We start from the raw sequence: 21,081 nt of genomic DNA on the forward strand, positions 1-21,081 counted from the left end.
CCTGATTTCAACCCAAGAATTCGGCTTCCGCGAGACGGAAGTCACATGCTCTTGAATTCGTTTTGATTTCCCCCAGAAATCAGCAGGAGCTTCCCCCTACCTCATCCGAAATTCGGGGTTCGTCTAACATAGGATATTGAGACTCGCAACACGCGTAATGGCCGAATACGCTATTCGGGTGAATTTATGATGGCAAAAATTCAAAACCATGGGGATAGTGCGGCCAATAGCAGCAGAGGAGCAGCCATTTTCGGTCAAATATAGCCCAATCCGTAGAGAAGCGGTAGAGCCGCCAGAACCGCTTGCACGACCAGAAGTAACGTGTTCACGATCACGCTTCCCCGATCCGACATCATCGAGAGGATGCGGCCAAAGGCGGCAACCGCAAAGGATGCTCCGAGCGCCAGATAGATCATCGGCTGGGCCAGCAGAATCGCAACTAATCCGAAACCAAGATAGAAACCGCCGGCCGAACGGCCCTCGGCATAGGCTTCCGGTCGCCCTTCACGCACCTGCAGCTTGAGGAAACGATAGGTATAGCCCGGCGCGAACATTGCGATGAGGCCGATGAGCGCCGTGAATGCGGCCGAGCAATAGGCAAACCGCTCGCCGAGGTCAGTCGGAAAATAAAGCTCCATCGGACGTCCCCAAATCACTTTTAATATTGTCGGCGTCTTATGACATGAAGCGGCCGAATAGGGGAAGACGCCGAGAAGTCGTCGGTCTCGCGAAACTACAAGAAACTCTGCGGATCAATGTCCAGTTGCACATGCACGGAGCCGCGCTCCTTCGGCGCCTGCGCCAGCATGGCCCTCAGAAACCCCTGCATGTCCGAGTTGCGTTTGCCGTGCACCAGCAGGCGGAAGCGGTGGCGGCCGCGCACCAGGGCGAGCGGCGCCTCGGCCGGCCCAAGAACGGCAATGCCCTGCACCTGCGGTGCGGCGCTACGCATGCCACGGGCATGGGTCTCGGCATCCTGGCGCGTTTCAGCGGAGACGATGATCGAGGCGAGGCGCCCAAAAGGCGGCAACACGGCCCTTTCGCGCTCGGAAATCTCGCGCTCGTAAAAGGCGCCGGCGTCGCCGGAGACGATCGCCTGCATGACCGGATGTTGCGGCTGATAGGTCTGCAACAGGCCGTGGCTCTTCAGGCCGGTTCGCCCGGCGCGGCCTGTCACCTGCGACAACAACTGGAACGTCCGCTCGGCGGCGCGCGGATCGCCATTGGCAAGGCCGAGGTCTGCGTCGACGATGCCGACCAGCGTCATCAGCGGGAAATTATGGCCCTTGGCGACGAGCTGCGTGCCAATGACAATATCCGCTTCGCCCTTGGCGATGGCATCGAGCTCCAGCCGCAGCCGCTTGACGCCGCCCATGATGTCGGAGGAGAGCACGATCGTCCGTGCGTCCGGGAAATGCCGCTCCACTTCCTCGGCGATTCGTTCGACGCCCGGCCCACAGGCCACGAGATGGTCGAGCGTGCCGCATTCCGGGCAGGCTTCCGGCGTCCGTTCGGCATAGCCGCATTGATGGCACTGGATCTGACCGCGAAAGCGATGCTCCACCAGCCAGCTCGAACATTGCGGGCATTGGAAACGGTGCCCGCAGACCCGGCAAAGCGTCAGCGGTGCATAGCCGCGCCTGTTGAGGAAGAGGAGTGATTGCTCGCCCTTCTCCACCGTCTTGCCGATAGCCCGGATCAGCAGCGGCGACAGAAAGCCGCCGCGCTCCGGCGCATGCCGGCGCATGTCGATGAGATGCAAGTCCGGAAGAGCCGCATCACCATAGCGGGTCGGCAGATGGATGGTGCTGTAGCGTCCGCTCTGGCCGTTGACCTGGCTCTCGACCGAAGGGGTGGCCGAGACCAGCACCACGGGAAAATCGCCGATGCGGCCGCGCACGACCGCCATGTCGCGGGCATTGTAATAAACCCGATCCTCCTGCTTGTAGGCGGGATCGTGTTCTTCGTCGACGATGATCAGGCCTAGGTCTTCGAAGGGCAAAAACAGCGCCGAACGTGCGCCTGCGACAACCCGGACCTCGCCGGTCACCGCCTGCCGCCAGACCTTTTCGCGCATGCGCGGCGCAAGATCCGAGTGCCACTCGGCCGGCTTGGCGCCAAAACGATCCTGGAAGCGCTCGAGGAAACTGGCCGTCAGCGCGATTTCCGGCAGCAGGATCAACACCTGCTTGCCGCGCTTCAGCGTCTCCGCGATCGCCTCGAAATAGACCTCGGTCTTGCCCGAACCGGTGACGCCGTCGATCAGCGAGACGGAAAACTGGCCCTTGTGCACCTCGGTAAGGATTTCATCGGCCGCTTCGCGCTGCGGGCCTTCGAGCCGCGAGGCGACGTAATCCGGGTCGGGTCTGGCAACGACGGGCGGCGGCGGCAGGAATACGGTTTCGAAAATGCCTTGCGAAATCAGTCCGTCGACGACACTCAGCGAGACGCCGGCTGCATGCGCCAGCCCGCTACGCGTCCACGAGAGCCCATCCTTTGCCGTCTCCATCACCCGCACGCGAGCCGGTGTCAGCCGTTCCGGCGCGCCACCCACGAAACGAAGGCCCTCGACCATCGGTTCAGGATCGAAGGCTGCGGGCGCGCGCAGCGCCATGCGCGCCACCAGCCCCGGCGGCGACAGCGTATAAGCGGCCACCCAGTCGATGAAATCGCGCATCTCTTTGGTGAGCGGCGGGCAGTCGAAGACATGGCTGATCGGCCGCAGCTTCTTCGGATCGACGCCACCTTCGTCGCCACCGTCCCAGACGACGCCGATCACCTGCCTCGGCCCGAGCGGCACTTGCACGACCGAGCCGGGCTCGACCGCCATGCCTTCCGGCACCGCATAGGAATAGGGCTTCGGCGCCGGCATGGGCACCAGAACCGGGACCGTGCGGCTCATGGTCGGTTTTGCGGGCGCGAACAACTCGCCGAACAGATCGGAGGAATCTTTATTCATCGCGCCAGACCATGCCCCGAGCAGTCATAAAAAGAAACCCGGCTTGGGTTCGGCATGGTCTCGTCCGAAAGCCACTTCACACTTTTCACCGATATCGTCTTTTTGCGCGGGAGATATGGGTGCGGCGGGACTGGCCGCCAACAGCCGTCAAGCGGATTGTACCGCGACGGCAGAGGCCATATCCTGACCGGTAGCCGGCGCACTGACCGGCACAAAAGTCGCATTCCCGTCCGCCGCCAGATCGAACACCGTGTGCTTTTCCAGCGCCTTCGTCACCTCGTTGACGTCGCCGTCCAGATGCTCGACCGGAATGAGATTGCCGACCAGGAAATCGAAGCGGTCGCCGCGCTTGTTGAGAAGCTCGTGGAACACCGTCATGTCCCGCAGTTCCGTCGACCATTTGGCGAACCAATAAAACAGCCCGGAATTGCGCGCCGTCAGATGCACCGGCAGGATCGGCAGATTGTATTTGCGCGCAAGGCCAACGGCCGACGTCTTCCAGGGCCGCTCGTTCAGCTTGCCGTTTGCCCAAAAGGCGATGCGGCCGGACGGGAAGAGCACGGTGACCTTGCCGTCGGCAACGGCACGATTGGTGAGCTGCAGCGTTTCGCGCGTCTTCAGCTTGCTCTTATGCTCCTCGCGCCATTCCACCGGGATGATCATCTCTGCGAATCGCGGATTGACGCGGACGGCGTCGCGATTGGCGAAAACCATCATATCGGGCCGGCGTGTCCTCAAGAGATCAAAAACAGCGACGCCGTCAGCAATGCCGGTGGGATGGTTGCTGACCAGAATGAAGCCGCCGGAAGCAGGTATGCGCTCGGCGTTGGTTACCCCGATATCGAGCTTCAGCAGATCGCTCATATATTCGAAGCACTGAAAACCCGAGAGCTTGGCGACATCGTTGGCAAATTCGATCGCCTTGCTGTAGCGCAGCAGCGTGTAGAGAAAGGGCCGCATCAACGGCCAAAGCGGGTTGCGAACGATCTTCTGGCCGCGTTCGGCAATCAGCGTATCGACGATATGCCCGGGCTGGCCCTGGGACACCAAAGCGATCGCTTCTGCAAGTTGTCCCAATGCAGTTATCGAACCGCGACGTGCCATGAAATGCCCTGGGTGGTTGGGTTATACTCTATCGCAATCGAATATGATCGAAGCATGACAAGCGCCTCGCGTATAACCCGCTTAAATCGAATTTGATTTAAGTAATGACTTATACGCAGTTGAAAAGTACTACCGCGGTGTTTCCGCCCGCAAACGAGGCACGGCGCAGTAGGAATGTTAGCGATTCCATAACCTTCCCTCCTTCAAAGTGGCAGAAGGAATTTGGATTTCAAGGGGTTTTCCACTGAACGAGTTGCTGATTATCGCTGATCCCAAGCTGATGGCCGAGCGCGGCCGTTGGTTGGACGCACTCGGCCAAGAACGGCGGCTCTCCGCCCACACGCTGGATGCTTATGAACGCGACACGCGACAGTTTCTGACGTTTCTGACCGGCCATCTCGGCGGTCCGGCAACCATTGGGGATATTCACGCATTGCGCCCCGCCGACTTTCGTGCCTTTCTCGCCGCGCGCCGCAAGGATGGCGTGGGTGCGCGTTCGCTCGGGCGCAATCTCGCTGGCCTTCGTTCGCTACTGCGCTATCTCGAAAAGAAGGGGCTGGTGAATGCGGCCGGCGCCGGGGCCGTGCGATCGCCGAAACAGCCCAAATCGCTGCCGAAGCCACTGTCGGACACACAGGCGATCACTGTCGTCAGCGATGAGGCGCAGATGCATGACGAACCATGGATCGCCGCGCGCGACACTGCCGTGCTGACGCTGCTCTATGGCTGCGGCCTGCGCATCTCCGAGGCGCTCAATTTGATGCCGGAAGATGTGCGCCCCGGCGCGACGGCGCTGCGAATCACCGGCAAGGGCAACAAGACCCGGCTGGTGCCGCTGCTCCCCATCGTCCTCGAAGCGGTTGAGAAATATCGCGCCCTCTGCCCCTATCATCTCGACCCAGGCACGCCGCTCTTTCGCGGCGCGCGCGGCGGCAAGCTGCAACCCGGCATCATCCAGCGCGGCATGCAGAAGCTGCGCAGCGCCTTCGGCCTGCCGGACACCGCCACGCCGCACGCACTGCGCCATTCTTTCGCCACGCACCTGCTCGCAGGTGGCGGTGACCTGCGCACGATCCAGGAATTGCTCGGTCATGCTTCGCTTTCGACGACGCAGGTCTATACCGGCGTCGATTCATCGCGGCTGCTGGAGGTTTATGATCGGGCTCATCCGCGGGCGTAAGAAAGCATTAACCCCTCGTGTTAAGGGAATATGCGTGTCCGAAGGGTAGAGCTGATGCATGTATTGGCATGTCTCGCGAAAGCCACGTTCGCGCTCTAGAAGTCATGCCCTCTGCCAGCGGAAGGTTTAGATGATTTCTGCCCTCGAACCCAAGACGATGCGGTCGATGAAACCGGTAATCGGCGACCTCCTCCTTTGGCTCGCCACAGCTCTTCCGTTAATGCTGGCGGTCCTGTTGATCGCAGCCATACTCAGCTCGCAGCTGGCGCATGCCGACGAGACAGTACCCGAGAGCTGCGGCGGCAAGGATCTGATGGCTGAACTGCAGAAAAGCGATCCCGCCAAATATGCCTCCATCATCGCAGCCGGCGACAAGGTGGAAAACGGAAAGGGCATCTTCTGGAAGATCGAAAAGCCCGGCCTGAAACCCTCCTGGCTGCTCGGCACCATGCACGTCAGCGACGCGCGCGTGGTGACCATGCCGAAGGGGGCAGCCGAAGCGAGCGCTGCCGCCGACACGATCGTCGTCGAATCCGATGAAATCCTGGACGACAAGAAAGCGGCGGCGGCTCTCTTCGTCAATCCGTCGTTGACCATGCTGACCGACGGGTCGACCATCAGCCAGCATCTGTCGCCCGAAGACAATGCCAAGCTGGAAGCGGGCCTGAAACAGCGCGGCGTGCCGCTCGCCGCCGTCTCCCATATGCAGCCTTGGTTGATCTCGAGTTCCTTCGAACTGACCGCTTGCGAAGTCCGCCGCAAAGCGGCCGGCATGAAATTCCTCGATCAGAAACTCGCCACCGATGCCGCGGCCACCGGCAAACAGGTCAAGGGCCTGGAAACACTGGCGGAGCAGGCCAAGGCCATGAGCGATCTGCCGATCGAACTGCATTTGAAATCGCTGATCCAGACGCTGGAACTTGGCGACAAGATCAATGACGTCAACGAAACGATGACCGATCTCTATCTTGCCGGAAATGTTGGAGCGATCGTTCCGATGCTGAAAACGATCGAACCCGACGAGACGCTGTCGGACGAAGACACCGCCACCTTCGAACAACGAATCATTCTTGACCGCAACAAGGTGATGGCCGAGCGCGCCGCACCGATCCTCGCCAGGGGCAACGTCTTCATCGCCGTCGGCGCTCTGCATCTGGTAGGCGATCAGGGTCTGGTGGAGCTGCTGCGCAAGCAGGGTTTCACGGTAACGGCGGCGAATTGAGCGAGTTTGGCGACGCCGAATAGAGCTGTTTGGGGGGAAAGACTGTGCCCTGCCCCTCACCCTAACCCTCTCCCTGTAAAACGGGGAGAGGGGATTTACCGTGTAAGATCAACGCTCTGAGAGAACGGCAAACGCCGAACCAGTTCCCTCTCCCCGCAATGGCGGAGAGAGGGCCAGGGTGAGGGGCCAGGCACATCGGCGCGGCAAAGATGCACCCGCCTGACCTGCCCCAATCCTCACATATGGATCGGCTTGAAGAAGGTCGCGAGTGCAGCTTCCTTCACGGCTTCCGACATGGTCGGATGTGCATGGCAGGTGCGGCCGAGATCTTCCGACGAGCCGCCGAATTCCATCAGCACGGCAATCTCGTGGATCATTTCGCCGGCGCCGAAGCCGACGATGTGGCCGCCGAGAACGCGGTCAGTCTCCTTGTCCGCGAGGATCTTGACGAAGCCATCCGTCGCCAGCATGGCGCGGGCACGGCCGTTGGCGGTGAAGGGGAACTTGCCGACCTTGTAGGCGATACCCGCGGCCTTCAGCTCTTCCTCGGTCTTGCCGACGGAAGCGACTTCCGGCTGCGTGTAGACGACGCTCGGAATGACGTCGTAGTTCACATGGCCAGCCTGGCCGGCGAGGATTTCGGCGAGCGCCACGCCCTCGTCTTCGGCCTTGTGCGCCAGCATCGGGCCCTTCACCACGTCGCCGATGGCATAGATGCCTGCGACATTGGTCTTGAAATGGCCGTCGATTTGGACGCGGCCCCTGACATCGAGGACAACGCCTGCCTCTTCCAGGCCCAGACCTGCAGTGTAGGGCTTGCGGCCGGTCGATACCAGCACGACATCGGCATCGAGCACTACCTTGTCGCCGCCCTTGACCGGCTCGAAGGTGACCTTGGCGCCATTGCCGACCTTCTCGACGCCGGTGACCTTGGCACTGAGGTGAAAGTCGACGCCCTGCTTGGCCAGCATGCGCTGGAACTGCTTGGAGACTTCGCCGTCCATGCCGCCGAGAATGGTGTCGAGATATTCGACGACGGTGACCTTGGCGCCGAGGCGCGACCAGACCGACCCGAGCTCGAGGCCGATGACGCCGCCGCCGACGACGATCATCTTCGCCGGCACCTTGTCGAGCGCGATGCCGCCGGTGGACGAAATGATCACCTTCTCATCGATTTCGAGGGACACGCCCGGAATGCCGGCAACGTCGGAGCCGGTGGCGATGACGATGTTCTTGCCTTCGATCTCGGTCACTTTGCCGTCTTCGGCGGTAACCGAAACCTTGCCGGCAGCGACGATCTTGCCGGTGCCCTGGAAGGAATCGATCTTGTTCTTCTTGAAAAGGAAGGCGACGCCGTCGACATTCGCCTTCACGGTCGCATCCTTGTGCGCCATCATCTTCGAAAGGTTGAGCGTGGGTGCCGCGACTTCGATGCCGAGCGCATCCATGCCATGGCCGGCATGATGGAACATTTCGGAGGCGTGCAGCAGCGCCTTGGACGGGATGCAGCCGATGTTGAGGCAGGTGCCGCCAAAGGTGGAACGCTTTTCGACGACGGCCACCTTGAGGCCGAGCTGCGCCGCCTTGATGGCGCAGACATAGCCGCCGGGGCCGGTTCCGATAATGATCACATCGTAGGACATGGTTTTAATTTCCTTGTTTTCTATCTTTGTTAGTCAGTCGCCCGCGCCAGTGCGAGGCGGATGCCGAAGCCGACGAGTGCCGTTCCGGTGATGCGGTTGAACCATTTGCCGCTGGCGATGAAGCGATCGCGGACCGGCTTGACGGTGAAGAAGATGGAAACGCCGGCGAACCAGGCGACGAGCGCCATCGCCATGCCGACGCCGTAGCTGAACTGGATCAGTGCCGGCGTGTCGTGATGTACCAGCGTCGAAAACAGCGACAGGAAAAACAGCACCGGCTTCGGATTGAGCGCATTGGTGATGAAACCCGTCGCCAGGCAGCGCCAGACGGAAACCGGCGTGCGGTCCTCATCGCTGATCTCGATCTCCTTCACCTTGAAGCCCGGCTCCCGGAAGGACTTGATGCCTAGATAGACGAGATAGAGGACACCAGCCCACTTGATCAGGCTGAAAAGCATCAGCGATTTCGACACGATCAGGCCGAGGCCGAGAATGGTATAGCTCACATGGAAGAGCAGCGAGAAGCCCATGCCAAGGCCGGTCATGACGGCCGCGCGGCGGCCATGCACAATGCTCTGGCGCAGGATGACGGCGAAATCAGCGCCCGGTGCGACGATGAAAATCGAAAACACCGCCATCAACCCGAGGAATTCCAAAACATATTGCATGGTCACAGCCCTTTCCGATCAGCGACCGCCGCTCACATCGAGGATGGCGCCCGTTATATAGGAAGCCTGGTCCCCCAACAGGTAGAGGATGGCGTCGGCCACTTCGTCCGCCGTCCCGGCTCGCTTCATCGGCAGTTGCGGAGCGATCTCGCGCGCCCGTTCAGGCAGGCCGGCGGCGGCGTGGATATCCGTATCGATAATACCGGGCCGGACCGCATTGACCCTGATGCCTTCGGCCGCCACCTCCCGCGCCAAGCCGAGGGTGAACGTATCGATCGCCCCCTTGGACGCCGCGTAGTCCACATATTGGCCGCCGCCGCCGAGGGTGGCAGCCACGGAGGAGACATTGACGATCGCGCCGCCCTTGCCGCCATGGCGAGTGGACATACGGCGGACAGCTTCAGCGGCTGCCAGCATCGAGCCGGTGATGTTGATGCGAAACATGCGGTCGAGCCGCTCCGGCGTCATTTCGTCAAGCCGCTGCACGCGATCGACGATGCCGGCATTGTTGACGAGACCATTCAGCCGGCCGAAATGCTGGTCGACGGCGGAAAAGATGGATCGGATATCGTCGGCTGAGCCGACATCGCCCTCGATAGCAATCGCCTCGCCGCCGGCGTCGCGGATCGCAGAGACGACGGTTTCCGCAGCCGCTTTGTTCGAAGCATAGTTGACCGCCACGGCCCAGCCCTGCCGCGCAGCGGCGATCGAAATCGCCGCCCCGATACCGCGGCTGCCGCCGGTGACGAGAAGAACAGGAGATTTGCCGGTCATTCGCTACATCCTTTCAAGGTCAAGACATCCCAAAGCGCGATGGTCGCTTTGCCCGCACCCCACATGGAGGATTCACGGATCGAAGGCCCGAGCGCCGGCAGGAACAAGCGTTCCGCAGCTCCGGCACCCTCCGCCGGCAGGGCACTGATATTGCCCGTCAGGTCTGAGGCATAGATCATCCCCTGCCAGACGGTGCAGGCGCGAAGATCGGCGCCGGTCACATCGCCTTCCGGGCAGTTGAACATGATCATGCCGTTGGCATGCAGAAGATCGTCCGAGCGCATCACAACGCCATCGGCCACGACCGGGGTGTTGCGCACGGCGAATTTGAACTTGTTGCTGACGGCCATCTCGGCACCGACTGGCTCGAAGCGCAGCTCATAAGCGTCGTCCATGTCGCCATAGATCGCCTTTTCCTGCACGCATTCGTCCGCCAGCGCCGGTGCGGGGATGGCTGTAAACGCCATCATCGCCCAGTGCACCGGGGTAAATCGTGCCATCGCGCGGTTTGTCGGCATGATCACCCTTCCCTCGGTTCGTGCCGACCGTCCGCATTTTCCGTCACCCCGAAATCCGTGAACAGGACAAGCGGGCGATCATTTGCATCGAGGCCCCAGAACACCGGATAGAAGCCGTCTCCCCAGCCGCTCCAGAACACCGCGACATTGCCGCGTTTGCCGACAATTGGCCGATGCATGACATATTTGTCGTCGTTTATCTTGATCTCGGCAGCCAGCACATCGTCGTAATAGTTGATGTCCGAAGAGGACCTCTGGATACGAACCTGTTGTTCCCGCTCCTGGATCAGCGCGTAGGTATCCGCATCCATGTAGCAACCGAGGCCAGCATCGACCGGATAGCCGAAGAACTGGTCGCTCTTCAGCGACCTGACATCCTGGCCGGGAATAAGCGCCAACTCCCAGCGTGCGGGCTTGCCGTCGGCAAAGCGCAGGCTGGCGGCGGCGATGCGGCCGAAGGCTTCATAGAGCGTCACGGGATAGTTGCCGGGCGGAACGGTCCTGACGAAGGCCAAGCGATCCGGCCCGACCAGCGGATCACTGGCGACGATGCGGCCAGACGTCAGTTCGACATCGCCCATATGAAAGACGGTGATCGACCGGGCAGAGAGATCGGCGTCGCTCAGCGACGCCAGATCGAGATTGCTGCTGAGCTTTGCTACGTCGAAATCTTCCGCGGCGGCGGACGACGGAATCCATGCGGCGACGGCGCACAAAAGTCCGCGCATCGTCCGCATGGGCCATTTCGACATGAGCCAACGCTCCCTTAGAGATCGAGAACCAGACGTTCCGGATCTTCCAGGCTTTCCTTGACGCGCACGAGGAAGGTCACGGCTTCCTTGCCGTCGACCATGCGGTGATCGTAGGAAAGCGCCAGATACATCATCGGGCGGATGACAACCTGGCCGCCGATTGCGACCGGGCGCTCCTGGATCTTGTGCATGCCGAGGATGCCCGACTGCGGCGCATTGAGAATCGGCGAGGACATCAGAGAGCCGTAGACACCGCCATTGGTGATGGTGAAGGTGCCGCCCTGCATGTCAGCCATCGACAGCGTTCCGTCGCGGGCAGCCTTTGCCAGACGACCAAGCTCCTTTTCGACTTCCGCGATCGACATCTGGTCGGCATCACGAATGACGGGAACAACGAGGCCCTTGTCGGTGCCGACAGCCATGCCGATGTGGCAGTAGTTCTTGTATACGATGTCGGTACCGTCGATTTCGGCATTGACGGCTGGCAGTTCCTTAAGCGCATGCGTGACGGCCTTGGTGAAGAAGCCCATGAAGCCGAGCTTCACGCCATGCTTCTTCTCGAAGATGTCCTTGTACTTGTTGCGCAGGTCCATGACGGCCTTCATGTCCACCTCGTTATAGGTGGTCAGCATGGCGGCGGTGTTCTGCGCATCCTTGAGGCGCTTGGCGATCGTCTGGCGCAGGCGGGTCATCTTGACGCGCTCTTCGCGGCCGGCGTCTTCGACCGGCGTCGGCGCACGGGCGCTGATCGGAGCGGCCGGGACCGCGGCCGGAGCCGAAGCGGCCCTGGCGACAGCAGCAATGACATCACCCTTCAGGACCTGGCCGCGCTTGCCGCTGCCATCGACCTGATCGGCGGAGAGATTGTTTTCGGCGAGCAGCTTGGCGGCGGCGGGTGCCGGCGGCATGGCGGAAGCCGGAGCAGCAACGGCTGGAGCGGCGACCGGGGCAGTCGCTGCCGGAGCGGCAGCAACAGCGGCCGGCGCGGCAGCCTGAGCCGGAGCAGCCGCAGCACCGTTGCCGGCGGAGATCTGACCGAGCAACGCGCCGAGGCCGACAGTTTCACCGGCTTGGGCAACGATTTCGGACAAGGTGCCGGCTGCGGGCGCGGGTACTTCGATCGTGACCTTGTCGGTTTCCAGCTCGAGAATCGGCTCATCGACCTTGATGACATCGCCGACCTTCTTGAACCAGGTGCCGACGGTCGCCTCGCTGACGGATTCGCCGAGGGTAGGAACGCGGATTTCTGTGGCCATTGTTCAAATCCTGATTTTTCGTCGTTATAAGTTTGCGCATAACCCCGAAAATCGGAATCGATTTTCGGAAAGGCTTATGCGCCATTTTTAAGTGCTACTGCGACCTTTGCACGTCCTCGCGGACGTGCGGCGCGGTAGAGTTTCCGGCGGCGGACGGCCGGAGAATGATCGAGGGCATCGGCGAGATTTCAATACGGAAACCGAGCCCGGCGAGAAGGACGGGATCGGCATCACCAAGCGCCTTGGCGGCATTGGCGTCTTCCACGTCGAGGACGGCCATGCCGAAAGCGCCATCGGCCGCGAAGACCGGACCGACGACAATTGCCGTCCCGGCGCTCGCCTGTTCGCGCCAATAGGCGGCGTGTTGCTGCATGGCGGCCATCTCCTCCCCTGTGGCGTCATGCGGGAAGCTGGGGCGCGGCGGCACAAGTTTCAGATGAAAATAAGCCATCGCGCACCCCTTTCCGAATCACACCTTAACCGCCGAGCGCATCCTCAAGGAATGCAGCAAGCTGCGCCAGATGCTTGGACATCAGGCCCGTCGCCGGAGAGGCGGCGGCCGGACGGCCGGTGTAGCGAACCCGCTGGTACTTGGCATCGATATGGGCAAGCACCCATTCCAGATAGGGATCGATGAAGGACCATGCGCCCATGTTCTTCGGCTCTTCCTGGCACCAGACCATCTCCGCATTGCGGAAGCGGCTGAGCTCGTTGATGAGCGCCTTGGCCGGGAACGGGTAGAGCTGTTCGATACGCAGCAGGTAGATATCGTCGATGCCGCGCTTCTCGCGCTCTTCCAGCAGGTCGTAATAGACCTTGCCCGAGCAGATGACGACGCGACGGATCTTGGCGTCCTTCTGCAGCTTGATCGGGCCGTCCTTGATCACTTCCGCATCGTCCCACAGCAGGCGATGGAAGGAGGTTTCCCCCGCCATCTCCGTGAGCGTCGATACGGCGCGCTTGTGGCGCAGCAGCGACTTCGGCGTCATCAGGATCAGCGGCTTGCGGAAGTCGCGCTTCAGCTGACGGCGCAGGATGTGGAAGTAGTTCGCCGGCGTCGTGACGTTGGCGACCTGCATGTTGTCTTCGGCGCAGAGCTGCAGATAGCGTTCCAAGCGGGCCGAGGAGTGTTCCGGACCCTGACCTTCATAGCCATGCGGCAGCAGGCAGACGAGGCCGGACATGCGCAGCCACTTGCGTTCGCCTGAGGAGATGAACTGGTCGAAGACGACCTGCGCACCATTGGCAAAGTCGCCGAACTGAGCTTCCCACAGGGTCAGCGCATTCGGACGTGCGAGCGAATAGCCATATTCGAAGCCGAGAACCGCCTCTTCCGAAAGCATCGAGTTGATGACTTCGTAGCGGGCCTGGGTCGGCGACAGGTTAGCGAGCGGGATGTAACGATCCTCGGTTTCCTGATCGTAGAGAACCGAATGACGCTGAGAGAAGGTGCCGCGTTCGCAATCCTGGCCGGACAGGCGGATCTTGTGGCCTTCGACCACGAGCGATCCGAAAGCGAGCGCTTCCGCCATCGCCCAGTCGATGCCTTCGCCTGTCTGAACCATGCTGGCGCGGTTTTCCATGAAGCGCTGGATGGTGCGATGCGCGTGGAAACCAGCCGGAATTTCCGACAGCTTCCGGCCGATGTCCTTCAGCGACTTCATCGGCACGGCGGTTTTGCCGCGACGCTGCTCATCGGCATTGTCGGCCGTATGCAGGCCCGACCATTCGCCGTCCAGCCAGTCGGCCTTGTTCGGCTTGTAGGACTGGCCGGCATCGAACTCCTGTTCGAGATGGGCGCGCCAGTCGGCCTTCATCTTTTCGACTTCGCCTTCGGTCAGCACGCCTTCGCCGACCAGTCGCTCGGAGTAGAGCTGCAGCACGGTCTTGTGGGCGCGAATGACCTTGTACATCTTCGGCTGCGTGAAGGACGGCTCGTCGCCTTCATTGTGGCCGTAGCGGCGGTAGCAGAACAAGTCGAGGACGACAGGTTTGTGGAATTTCATGCGGAATTCGGTCGCGATCTTGGCCGCATAGACCACAGCTTCCGGATCATCGCCGTTGACGTGGAAGATCGGCGCTTCGATCATCTTGGCGACGTCGGACGGATAGGGCGACGAACGCGAGAAGGCCGGATTGGTGGTGAAGCCGATCTGGTTGTTGATGATGACGTGCATCGTGCCGGCGACGCGGTGGCCGCGCAGGCCCGACAGGCCGAGGATTTCAGCAACCACGCCCTGGCCGGCGAAAGCGGCGTCGCCGTGGATCAACAGCGGCACGACCTTGGCACGCTCGGAAAGCGGAATGATGTCGCCGTCCCAGACGGTGGCGCTCATGTCCTGCTTGGCGCGAGCCTTGCCCATGACGACCGGGTTGACGATTTCCAGATGCGACGGATTGGCCGTCAACGAAACGTGCACCTTGAGGCCGTCGAAATCGCGATCCGAAGAGGCGCCGAGATGGTACTTGACGTCGCCCGAGCCCTCGACTTCGTCCGGTGCGTAGGAACCGCCCTTGAACTCGTGGAAGATGGCGCGATGCGGCTTGCCCATGACCTGGGACAGCACGTTGAGGCGACCGCGATGGGCCATGCCGAACACGGCTTCCTTGAGGCCGAGCTGGCTACCGCTCTTCAGAATCTGCTCCAGCGCCGGGATAAGCGATTCGCCGCCGTCGAGGCCGAAACGCTTGGTGCCCTTGAACTTGACGTCGAGGAACTGCTCATAGCCTTCGGATTCAACGACCTTCTGCAGGATCGCCTTTTTGCGGTCGGCGCTAAAGTTAATGCCCTTGTTGACGCCTTCGATGCGCTCCTGGATCCATGCCTTCTCTTCCGGATTGGAGATGTGCATGAATTCGACGCCGAGCGTCGAGCAATAAGTGCGCTCGAGGATTTCCATCATCTCGCGCACGCTCGCATATTCGAGGCCGAGCACGTTATCGATGAAGATCTTGCGGTCGAGGTCGGCCTCGGTGAAGCCATAGGCTTCCGGCGACAGTTCCTTATAGTCCTCGACCGCGGCGGCGATGCCGAGCGGGTCGAGCTTGGCGTGCAGGTGGCCGCGCATGCGATAGGCGCGGATCATCATGATAGCGCGAACGGAATCGCGTGTCGCCTGCAGGACGTCTGCAGTGTCGGTCGGCTTGCCGGCGGCTTCGGCCTTGGCCTTCACCTTGGTCTCGATAGCCTTCTCGACGATGCCCCAGTTGCCGTCGAGCGCTGAGACGAGTTCGCCGTTCGCCTGGATCGGCCAGTTCTTGCGCTGCCAGGAGGCGCCCTTGGCCGCCTTCTTCACGTCATCCGGATTGTCTTCCAATGCCTTGAAGAATGACCGCCACTCGTCGGAGACCGACGACGGATCTTCCTCGTAGCGCGCATAAAGCTGCTCGATATAGGCAGCGTTGGCGCCGTCCAGGAACGAGGTAATCTGAAACTGCTCGTTGGCTTCTTGCCTTGCCATGGTGATATGCGGACGCTCTCGTCCGCCTCCCGACTTGTTTACTTTGCCGGCTTATGGAAATCCGGCGACCCTATTTCGTTCGCGATCCTTGGACCGCACATCGGCTTTCAAAAACTCGAAAGCCGGACGGGATTGCGGATGTCGCTGCCCCGTCCGGATCTTGCTACAGGTAGGATCAGCCCTTCAGGACTTCCACCAGAGTCTTGCCGAGACGCGCCGGCGAAGGCGACACGCGGATGCCCGCCGATTCCATAGCAGCGATTTTGTCTTCAGCGCCGCCCTTGCCGCCGGAGATTACCGCACCGGCATGGCCCATAGTGCGGCCGGGAGGTGCCGTGCGGCCGGCGATGAAGCCGACCATCGGCTTCTTGCGGCCCTTCTTGGCTTCGTCCTTGAGGAACTGTGCGGCGTCTTCTTCCGCCGATCCGCCGATTTCGCCGATCATGATGATCGACTTGGTTTCGTCGTCGGCGAGGAACATTTCCAGGATGTCGATGAATTCCGTGCCCTTGACCGGGTCGCCGCCGATGCCGACCGCCGTCGTCTGACCGAGGCCTTCATTGGTGGTCTGGAACACGGCTTCGTAGGTCAGCGTGCCCGAACGCGAGAGAACGCCGACAGAGCCCTTCTTGAAGATGGAGCCCGGCATGATGCCGATCTTGCATTCGTTCGGCGTCAAGACGCCGGGGCAGTTCGGTCCGATCAGGCGGGACTTCGACTTCTGCAGGCGATCCTTGACCTTGACCATGTCGGCAACCGGAATGCCTTCCGTGATGCAGACGATCAGCGGGATCTCGGCTTCGATCGCTTCGAGGATCGCAGCCGCAGCACCTGCCGGCGGCACATAGATGACCGAGGCGTTGGCGCCGGTCGCATCCTTGCCTTCAGCGACAGACTTGAAGATCGGCAGCTTTTCGCCGTCCTTGCCGGTCCAGGTTTCGCCGCCCTTGGAGGGATGGATACCGCCGACCATCTTCGTGCCGTGATAGGCGAGCGCCTGTTCGGTATGGAAGGTACCGGTCTTGCCGGTCAGGCCCTGAACGAGAACCTTAGTGTCTTTGTTGATGAGGATCGACATCTTGCCTCAGGCTCCCTTGACTGCCTTGACGATCTTCTGGGCGGCATCGTCCAGGTCATCGGCCGAGATGACATTGAGACCGGATTCGTTGATGATCTTCTTGCCGAGCTCGACGTTGGTGCCTTCGAGGCGCACGACGAGCGGAACCTTCAGACCGACTTCCTTGACGGCTGCGAGCACGCCTTCGGCGATGACGTCGCACTTCATGATGCCACCGAAGATGTTGACCAGGATGCCTTCGACAGCCGGGTCTGCGGTGATGATCTTGAAGGCCGCGGTAACCTTTTCCTTGGACGCGCCGCCGCCGACATCGAGGAAGTTCGCAGGCTCGGCGCCGTAGAGCTTGATGATGTCCATGGTTGCCATGGCAAGGCCGGCGCCGTTGACCATGCAGCCAATGTTGCCGTCGAGGGCGACATAGGCGAGGTCATACTTGTGCGCTTCGATTTCCTTGGCGTCTTCTTCGGTCGTGTCGCGCAGCGCAACGATGTCCTCGTGGCGGAACAGCGCATTGCCGTCGAAGGAGACCTTGGCGTCGAGCACGCGCAGATGGCCATTGGTCATGACGATCAGCGGGTTGACTTCGAGCAGGGCCATGTCCTTTTCGACGAAGGCCTTATAGAGAATCGGGAAGAGCTTGGCGGCGTCTTCGCGGGCAGCCCCTTCGAGCTTCAGCGCGTCGGAAAGGGCAGCCGAGTTGGCAGCCGTAACACCGGCCGACGGGTCGATGTCGACGGTGATAATCTTTTCCGGCGTGTCATGCGCAACGGTCTCGATGTCCATGCCGCCTTCCGTCGAAACGACGAAGGCAACCTTGCCGACCGAGCGGTCGACCAGGATCGAGAGATAGAGTTCGCGGTCGATATCGGCGCCGTCTTCGATGTAGAGGCGATTGACCTGCTTGCCTGCGGGGCCGGTCTGCTTGGTCACCAGCGTGTGGCCGAGCATTTCCTTGGCGTTGGCAACAACGTCCTCGATCGACTTGGCGAGGCGAACACCGCCCTTGGCGTCGGGGCCGAGTTCCTTGAACTTGCCCTTGCCACGACCGCCAGCATGGATCTGGCTCTTGACGACGTAAAGCGGGCCCGGAAGCTGTTTTGCAGCGGCTTCGGCTTCATCGGCGGAGAAGATGGCAACGCCGTCCGCGACGGGTGCGCCATAGGTCTTCAGCAGCGCCTTGGCCTGATATTCATGAATGTTCATGGATTTATCCCTATTGGAACGCGGAAATTACTTCAGCGACGGCGCGATGGTCGCGCAGGCTTCGCAGAGGCCGGCAACGGCTGCGACTGACTTGTCGAACGCTTCCTTCTCGGCCTTGTTCAGGTCGATCTCGATAACGCGCTCGATGCCGCCGGCGCCGATAACAGTGGGAACGCCGACATACATGTCCTTCACGCCGTACTGACCGGAGAGGTAGGCGGCGCAAGGCAGGACGCGCTTCTTGTCCTTGAGGTAGGATTCAGCCATCGCGATGGCGGAAGCGGCCGGGGCGTAATAGGCCGAACCGGTCTTCAGGAGACCGACGATTTCGGCGCCGCCGTCACGGGTGCGCTGGATGATTTCTTCGAGGCGCTCCTTGGTGACCCAGCCCATGGTGACGAGGTCGGTCAGCGGAATGCCGGCAACGGTGGAGTAGCGAGCGAGCGGCACCATCGAGTCGCCATGGCCGCCGAGGACGAAAGCCGTGACGTCTTCGATGGAGACGTTGAATTCCTTGGCGAGGAAGAGGCGGAAGCGCGAGGAGTCGAGCACGCCGGCCATGCCGACAACCTTGTTGGTCGGCAGGCCCGAAAACTTCTGCAGCGCCCAGACCATGGCGTCGAGCGGATTGGTGATGCAGATCACGAAAGCGTCGGGGGCATATTTCTTGATGCCGGCGCCGACCTGTTCCATGACCTTGAGGTTGATGCCGAGCAGATCGTCGCGGCTCATGCCGGGCTTGCGGGGAACGCCGGCCGTGACAATGCAGACATCGGCGCCTTCGATCGCGGAATAGTCGCTGGCGCCAGTGAGATTGGCGTCGAAACCTTCGACCGGCGAAGACTGGGCGATGTCGAGACCCTTGCCCTGGGGGATGCCGTCCGCGATGTCGAACAGGACGATGTCGCCCAATTCTTTCAGGCCGGCGAGATGCGCCAGCGTGCCACCAATCATGCCAGAACCAATAAGTGCGATCTTGTTGCGCGCCATTTCGGTGTATCCTTTGCGATCAAAATCTGTGGCGGGACACCTTGCAAGGCATCCACCATTGCCGCCAATCGCATAGACCCAAAGGCCGAAATTGGCAATTGATTATTTTGAGATCAGGAATTTCAATCGGTTAGATCAATAATGTCTTACGTAAACGTAAGACATTCTGTCACCAAATTGTTACTCGGCGGCACGCTTTCCGTGAGTCTGGGCGAGATATTCCGCGCTGCGCATTTCGAAAAGCCGCGATGCCGTACGGTCGAACTCAAAGCCCTCCGTACCGCGCCGTTCGACCAGTAAATCCTCCGGCATCGCCTCTGCAGAAACATAAAGCCGGACGGCATGATCGTAAAGCGTGTCGATAAGGATGATGAAGCGCTTGGTCTGGTTGCGCTTTTCCGGCCCGAGCCTCGGAACGCGATCAATAAAGATCGTGTCGAAGCGGTTGGCGATGGCCAGGAAATCGGCGGCACCCAACGGCGCCTCGCAAAGGTCGGCAAAGGAAAACCGCGCCATGCGATCGACCGCGAGCGGCACATGGACGGAACGCCCCTTCATCGGAATGTCCTGCGGTAGCGCCTTGCGCCCGTGCAGTACCTGCGTCCAGGATGCATCCATCGCCATATCGGTGCGATCGTTGAGCGGTATCAGATAGACCGGCTGGCTGTTCAACTTTTCCAGGCGGTAGTCCGTCGGCGAATCCAGCGAGACGATATCGACGTAGCGCTTCAAAAGATCGATGAAGGGCAGGAACAGACCGCGATTGAGGCCGTCGCGATAGAGATTGTCGGGCTCGACATTCGATGTGGCGACCAACACGCAGCCCAGCGAAAACAGCTCGGAAAACAGCCGCGACAGGATCATCGCATCGGCGATATCGGTCACCGAGAATTCGTCGAAGCAGAGCAGCTCTGCCTGGCTAAAAAGGTCGGCCGCGACAGGCGGCACCGGATCGGCCTGCTTGGTCTCGCCGTTCTTGAACTTCAGCCGATGGGCGGCGATGCGGTTGTGCACATCGGCCATGAATTCATGGAAATGCGCCCGACGCTTCCTGTTGCAGGGCGCCATTCCGTAGAACATGTCCATCAGCATCGTCTTGCCACGCCCGACACTGCCATGGATATAGAGGCCGCGGACGATCTCGGCCGGCTTCTTGCGCGCGGCAAACATCCAGCCGAGCGCGCTCGATTTGGTCGCCGGCCGCTTCCGCTTAAGAGCGGCGAGCACGTGATCGAGGGATTTCGCCACATCCATCTGCGCCGAATCCACCTGGAGCGATCCGGAAGCCGTCAGCGCCTTTAAATGTTCGACGACGCTGATGGAATAGTCTGGCATGGGCTGCATGGGGAGATACCCGCCTGTGCATGAGGGAAGCGGCCGGATGGCCCAACCGCTTCAAAAGAGGCTTTATCGGCTGAGGCTGAGCGGCTGTCCGGACGCCGTGGAGCCATCGAAACGCGAATCCGCCGTCTTGTAGAGCGAGCCGATCTGGCTGCCATCACGGTTCTTGAGGATGACCTGCTTGCCCGAAACTTCCCACGAGCCCATGGTCGTCAGTTCACCCGCGCAACCGCGCGTGCCGCCGCGCGAGCCGCTGCCGAGATTGGTGAGCGTCAGGAACATGTCACAGCTCGATCCGCCATTGCTGACCTTCCAGCTACCGACCATGGATTCCTTGGTCACGTCCTGCGCCGAAGCGGCCATCGCCTGTTGTTGCTGCGGATTGGCTGCATTCGGCGTATTCGTCGGCGCCGCCGGAAACTGCGAAGCGCCGGCGGTGGGCGGAAGCTGGCTGGATTGGACGGAGGGAACGGGCTGAGCCTGCAGTGGCGGGGGAGAATAATCGTCGTTGTATGCTGTGCGCTGGCAACCGGCAAGCGACAGACCTATCGCCGCAGCCGTCACTGCATATCTGAACTGCATCATCACACTCCTAATTATTTGTCCACCGCTGACATTTGCAAAGTGATGCTCAATGATGTGGGAATTAGCGTATTTCACTTTGGTTAATCAAGTCGATACCGCCACAAATTGCCCTAGACCATAGCTCGACAAGAATCGGGTGGTTTCAAGGCACCATCCGGCGAACCTCATCCAGATAGAAATGATCGGCCAGCCTCCGCATGTTTTTATCGCGTTCCATGTCATGGCGGAGATTGCCCGAAAGATCGGAATGGCGTGCGAGCGAGGCTGATAAAAATTCCGTGAGCGGCCACACCAGCGAGCGCTTGCCCGCCTCGCGCAACTGCTTCTCAACCGAGAGCAATTTGCGG

General features: G+C 61.0%; 19 protein-coding genes. 2 read left to right on the top strand and 17 right to left on the bottom strand.

Annotated features, from left to right (window positions below; all coding sequences use genetic code 11):
• Positions 1 to 254: 254 nt before the first annotated feature.
• From PY649_RS11480 to PY649_RS11490, 3 genes are all read right to left on the bottom strand, one after another.
• Entirely contained in the window at positions 255 to 638 is a 384-nt protein-coding gene (locus tag PY649_RS11480; protein ID WP_285868501.1) for an AGROH133_08824 family phage infection protein, read from the bottom strand.
• A 95-nt stretch (positions 639 to 733) separates the two neighbouring features.
• Entirely contained in the window at positions 734 to 2,959 is a 2,226-nt protein-coding gene (locus PY649_RS11485) for a primosomal protein N' (RefSeq protein ID WP_285868503.1), read from the bottom strand.
• A gap of 147 nt (positions 2,960 to 3,106) precedes the next feature.
• On the bottom strand, positions 3,107 to 4,063 hold the full coding sequence (locus tag PY649_RS11490; RefSeq protein WP_285868504.1) for a GNAT family N-acetyltransferase: 957 nt from the start codon (positions 4,061 to 4,063) through the stop codon (positions 3,107 to 3,109).
• A gap of 244 nt (positions 4,064 to 4,307) precedes the next feature.
• Here PY649_RS11490 and PY649_RS11495 point away from each other — a divergent pair, with 244 nt between their 5' ends.
• Both PY649_RS11495 and PY649_RS11500 read left to right on the top strand, forming a co-directional pair.
• Complete coding sequence (locus PY649_RS11495; RefSeq protein ID WP_285868674.1) at positions 4,308 to 5,243, top strand: tyrosine recombinase XerC; 936 nt, start codon at positions 4,308 to 4,310, stop codon at positions 5,241 to 5,243.
• Between the two features lie 130 nt (positions 5,244 to 5,373).
• Positions 5,374 to 6,465 (top strand): TraB/GumN family protein, encoded by a 1,092-nt coding sequence (locus PY649_RS11500; RefSeq protein WP_285868505.1) that lies wholly within the window; start codon positions 5,374 to 5,376, stop codon positions 6,463 to 6,465.
• A 236-nt stretch (positions 6,466 to 6,701) separates the two neighbouring features.
• On the opposite strand, the gene lpdA is transcribed toward PY649_RS11500, so the two are convergent.
• The 14 genes from lpdA to PY649_RS11570 all read right to left on the bottom strand — a co-directional run bounded on the left by lpdA (position 6,702) and on the right by PY649_RS11570 (position 21,053).
• The gene (gene lpdA / locus PY649_RS11505) at positions 6,702 to 8,108 is read right to left on the bottom strand and encodes a dihydrolipoyl dehydrogenase (RefSeq protein ID WP_285868506.1); all 1,407 of its coding nucleotides are present in this window, start codon (positions 8,106 to 8,108) and stop codon (positions 6,702 to 6,704) included.
• Between the two features lie 29 nt (positions 8,109 to 8,137).
• Positions 8,138 to 8,776, bottom strand: coding sequence for a LysE family translocator (locus tag PY649_RS11510; RefSeq protein WP_285868675.1), 639 nt, complete (start codon positions 8,774 to 8,776; stop codon positions 8,138 to 8,140).
• 18 nt (positions 8,777 to 8,794) lie between these two features.
• The gene (locus PY649_RS11515; RefSeq protein ID WP_285868507.1) at positions 8,795 to 9,550 is read right to left on the bottom strand and encodes an SDR family oxidoreductase; all 756 of its coding nucleotides are present in this window, start codon (positions 9,548 to 9,550) and stop codon (positions 8,795 to 8,797) included.
• Positions 9,547 to 10,050 carry a hypothetical protein gene (locus PY649_RS11520; RefSeq protein WP_285868676.1) on the bottom strand — a complete coding sequence of 168 codons (504 nt, stop codon included), beginning with the start codon at positions 10,048 to 10,050 and terminating at the stop codon, positions 9,547 to 9,549. The genes PY649_RS11515 and PY649_RS11520 overlap by 4 nt, the downstream gene beginning before the upstream one ends.
• A gap of 20 nt (positions 10,051 to 10,070) precedes the next feature.
• Positions 10,071 to 10,820 (bottom strand): DUF4241 domain-containing protein, encoded by a 750-nt coding sequence (locus PY649_RS11525; protein WP_285868508.1) that lies wholly within the window; start codon positions 10,818 to 10,820, stop codon positions 10,071 to 10,073.
• Between the two features lie 14 nt (positions 10,821 to 10,834).
• Positions 10,835 to 12,076: a 2-oxoglutarate dehydrogenase complex dihydrolipoyllysine-residue succinyltransferase gene (odhB, locus tag PY649_RS11530; protein WP_285868509.1), complete on the bottom strand. Its 1,242-nt coding sequence runs from the start codon at positions 12,074 to 12,076 to the stop codon at positions 10,835 to 10,837.
• 94 nt (positions 12,077 to 12,170) lie between these two features.
• A complete protein-coding gene (locus PY649_RS11535; RefSeq protein ID WP_285868510.1) occupies positions 12,171 to 12,527 on the bottom strand; it encodes a YciI family protein in 357 nt (118 codons plus the stop codon).
• A 25-nt stretch (positions 12,528 to 12,552) separates the two neighbouring features.
• Positions 12,553 to 15,537 carry a 2-oxoglutarate dehydrogenase E1 component gene (locus PY649_RS11540; protein WP_285868511.1) on the bottom strand — a complete coding sequence of 995 codons (2,985 nt, stop codon included), beginning with the start codon at positions 15,535 to 15,537 and terminating at the stop codon, positions 12,553 to 12,555.
• 175 nt (positions 15,538 to 15,712) lie between these two features.
• Entirely contained in the window at positions 15,713 to 16,615 is a 903-nt protein-coding gene (gene sucD, locus PY649_RS11545; RefSeq protein ID WP_285868512.1) for a succinate--CoA ligase subunit alpha, read from the bottom strand.
• 6 nt (positions 16,616 to 16,621) lie between these two features.
• On the bottom strand, positions 16,622 to 17,818 hold the full coding sequence (sucC, locus tag PY649_RS11550; RefSeq protein ID WP_285868513.1) for an ADP-forming succinate--CoA ligase subunit beta: 1,197 nt from the start codon (positions 17,816 to 17,818) through the stop codon (positions 16,622 to 16,624).
• Between the two features lie 27 nt (positions 17,819 to 17,845).
• A complete protein-coding gene (gene mdh, locus PY649_RS11555) occupies positions 17,846 to 18,808 on the bottom strand; it encodes a malate dehydrogenase (RefSeq protein ID WP_285868514.1) in 963 nt (320 codons plus the stop codon).
• 180 nt (positions 18,809 to 18,988) lie between these two features.
• Positions 18,989 to 20,152, bottom strand: coding sequence for a cell division protein ZapE (zapE, locus tag PY649_RS11560; protein ID WP_285868515.1), 1,164 nt, complete (start codon positions 20,150 to 20,152; stop codon positions 18,989 to 18,991).
• 63 nt (positions 20,153 to 20,215) lie between these two features.
• Positions 20,216 to 20,731: a protease inhibitor Inh/omp19 family protein gene (locus PY649_RS11565; protein WP_120705775.1), complete on the bottom strand. Its 516-nt coding sequence runs from the start codon at positions 20,729 to 20,731 to the stop codon at positions 20,216 to 20,218.
• 145 nt (positions 20,732 to 20,876) lie between these two features.
• Positions 20,877 to 21,053: a hypothetical protein gene (locus tag PY649_RS11570; protein WP_285868516.1), complete on the bottom strand. Its 177-nt coding sequence runs from the start codon at positions 21,051 to 21,053 to the stop codon at positions 20,877 to 20,879.
• Positions 21,054 to 21,081: the final 28 nt, after the last annotated feature.

The organism is Rhizobium mayense, from assembly GCF_030272705.1.
Classification (GTDB): Bacteria; Pseudomonadota; Alphaproteobacteria; order Rhizobiales; family Rhizobiaceae; genus Rhizobium; species Rhizobium mayense.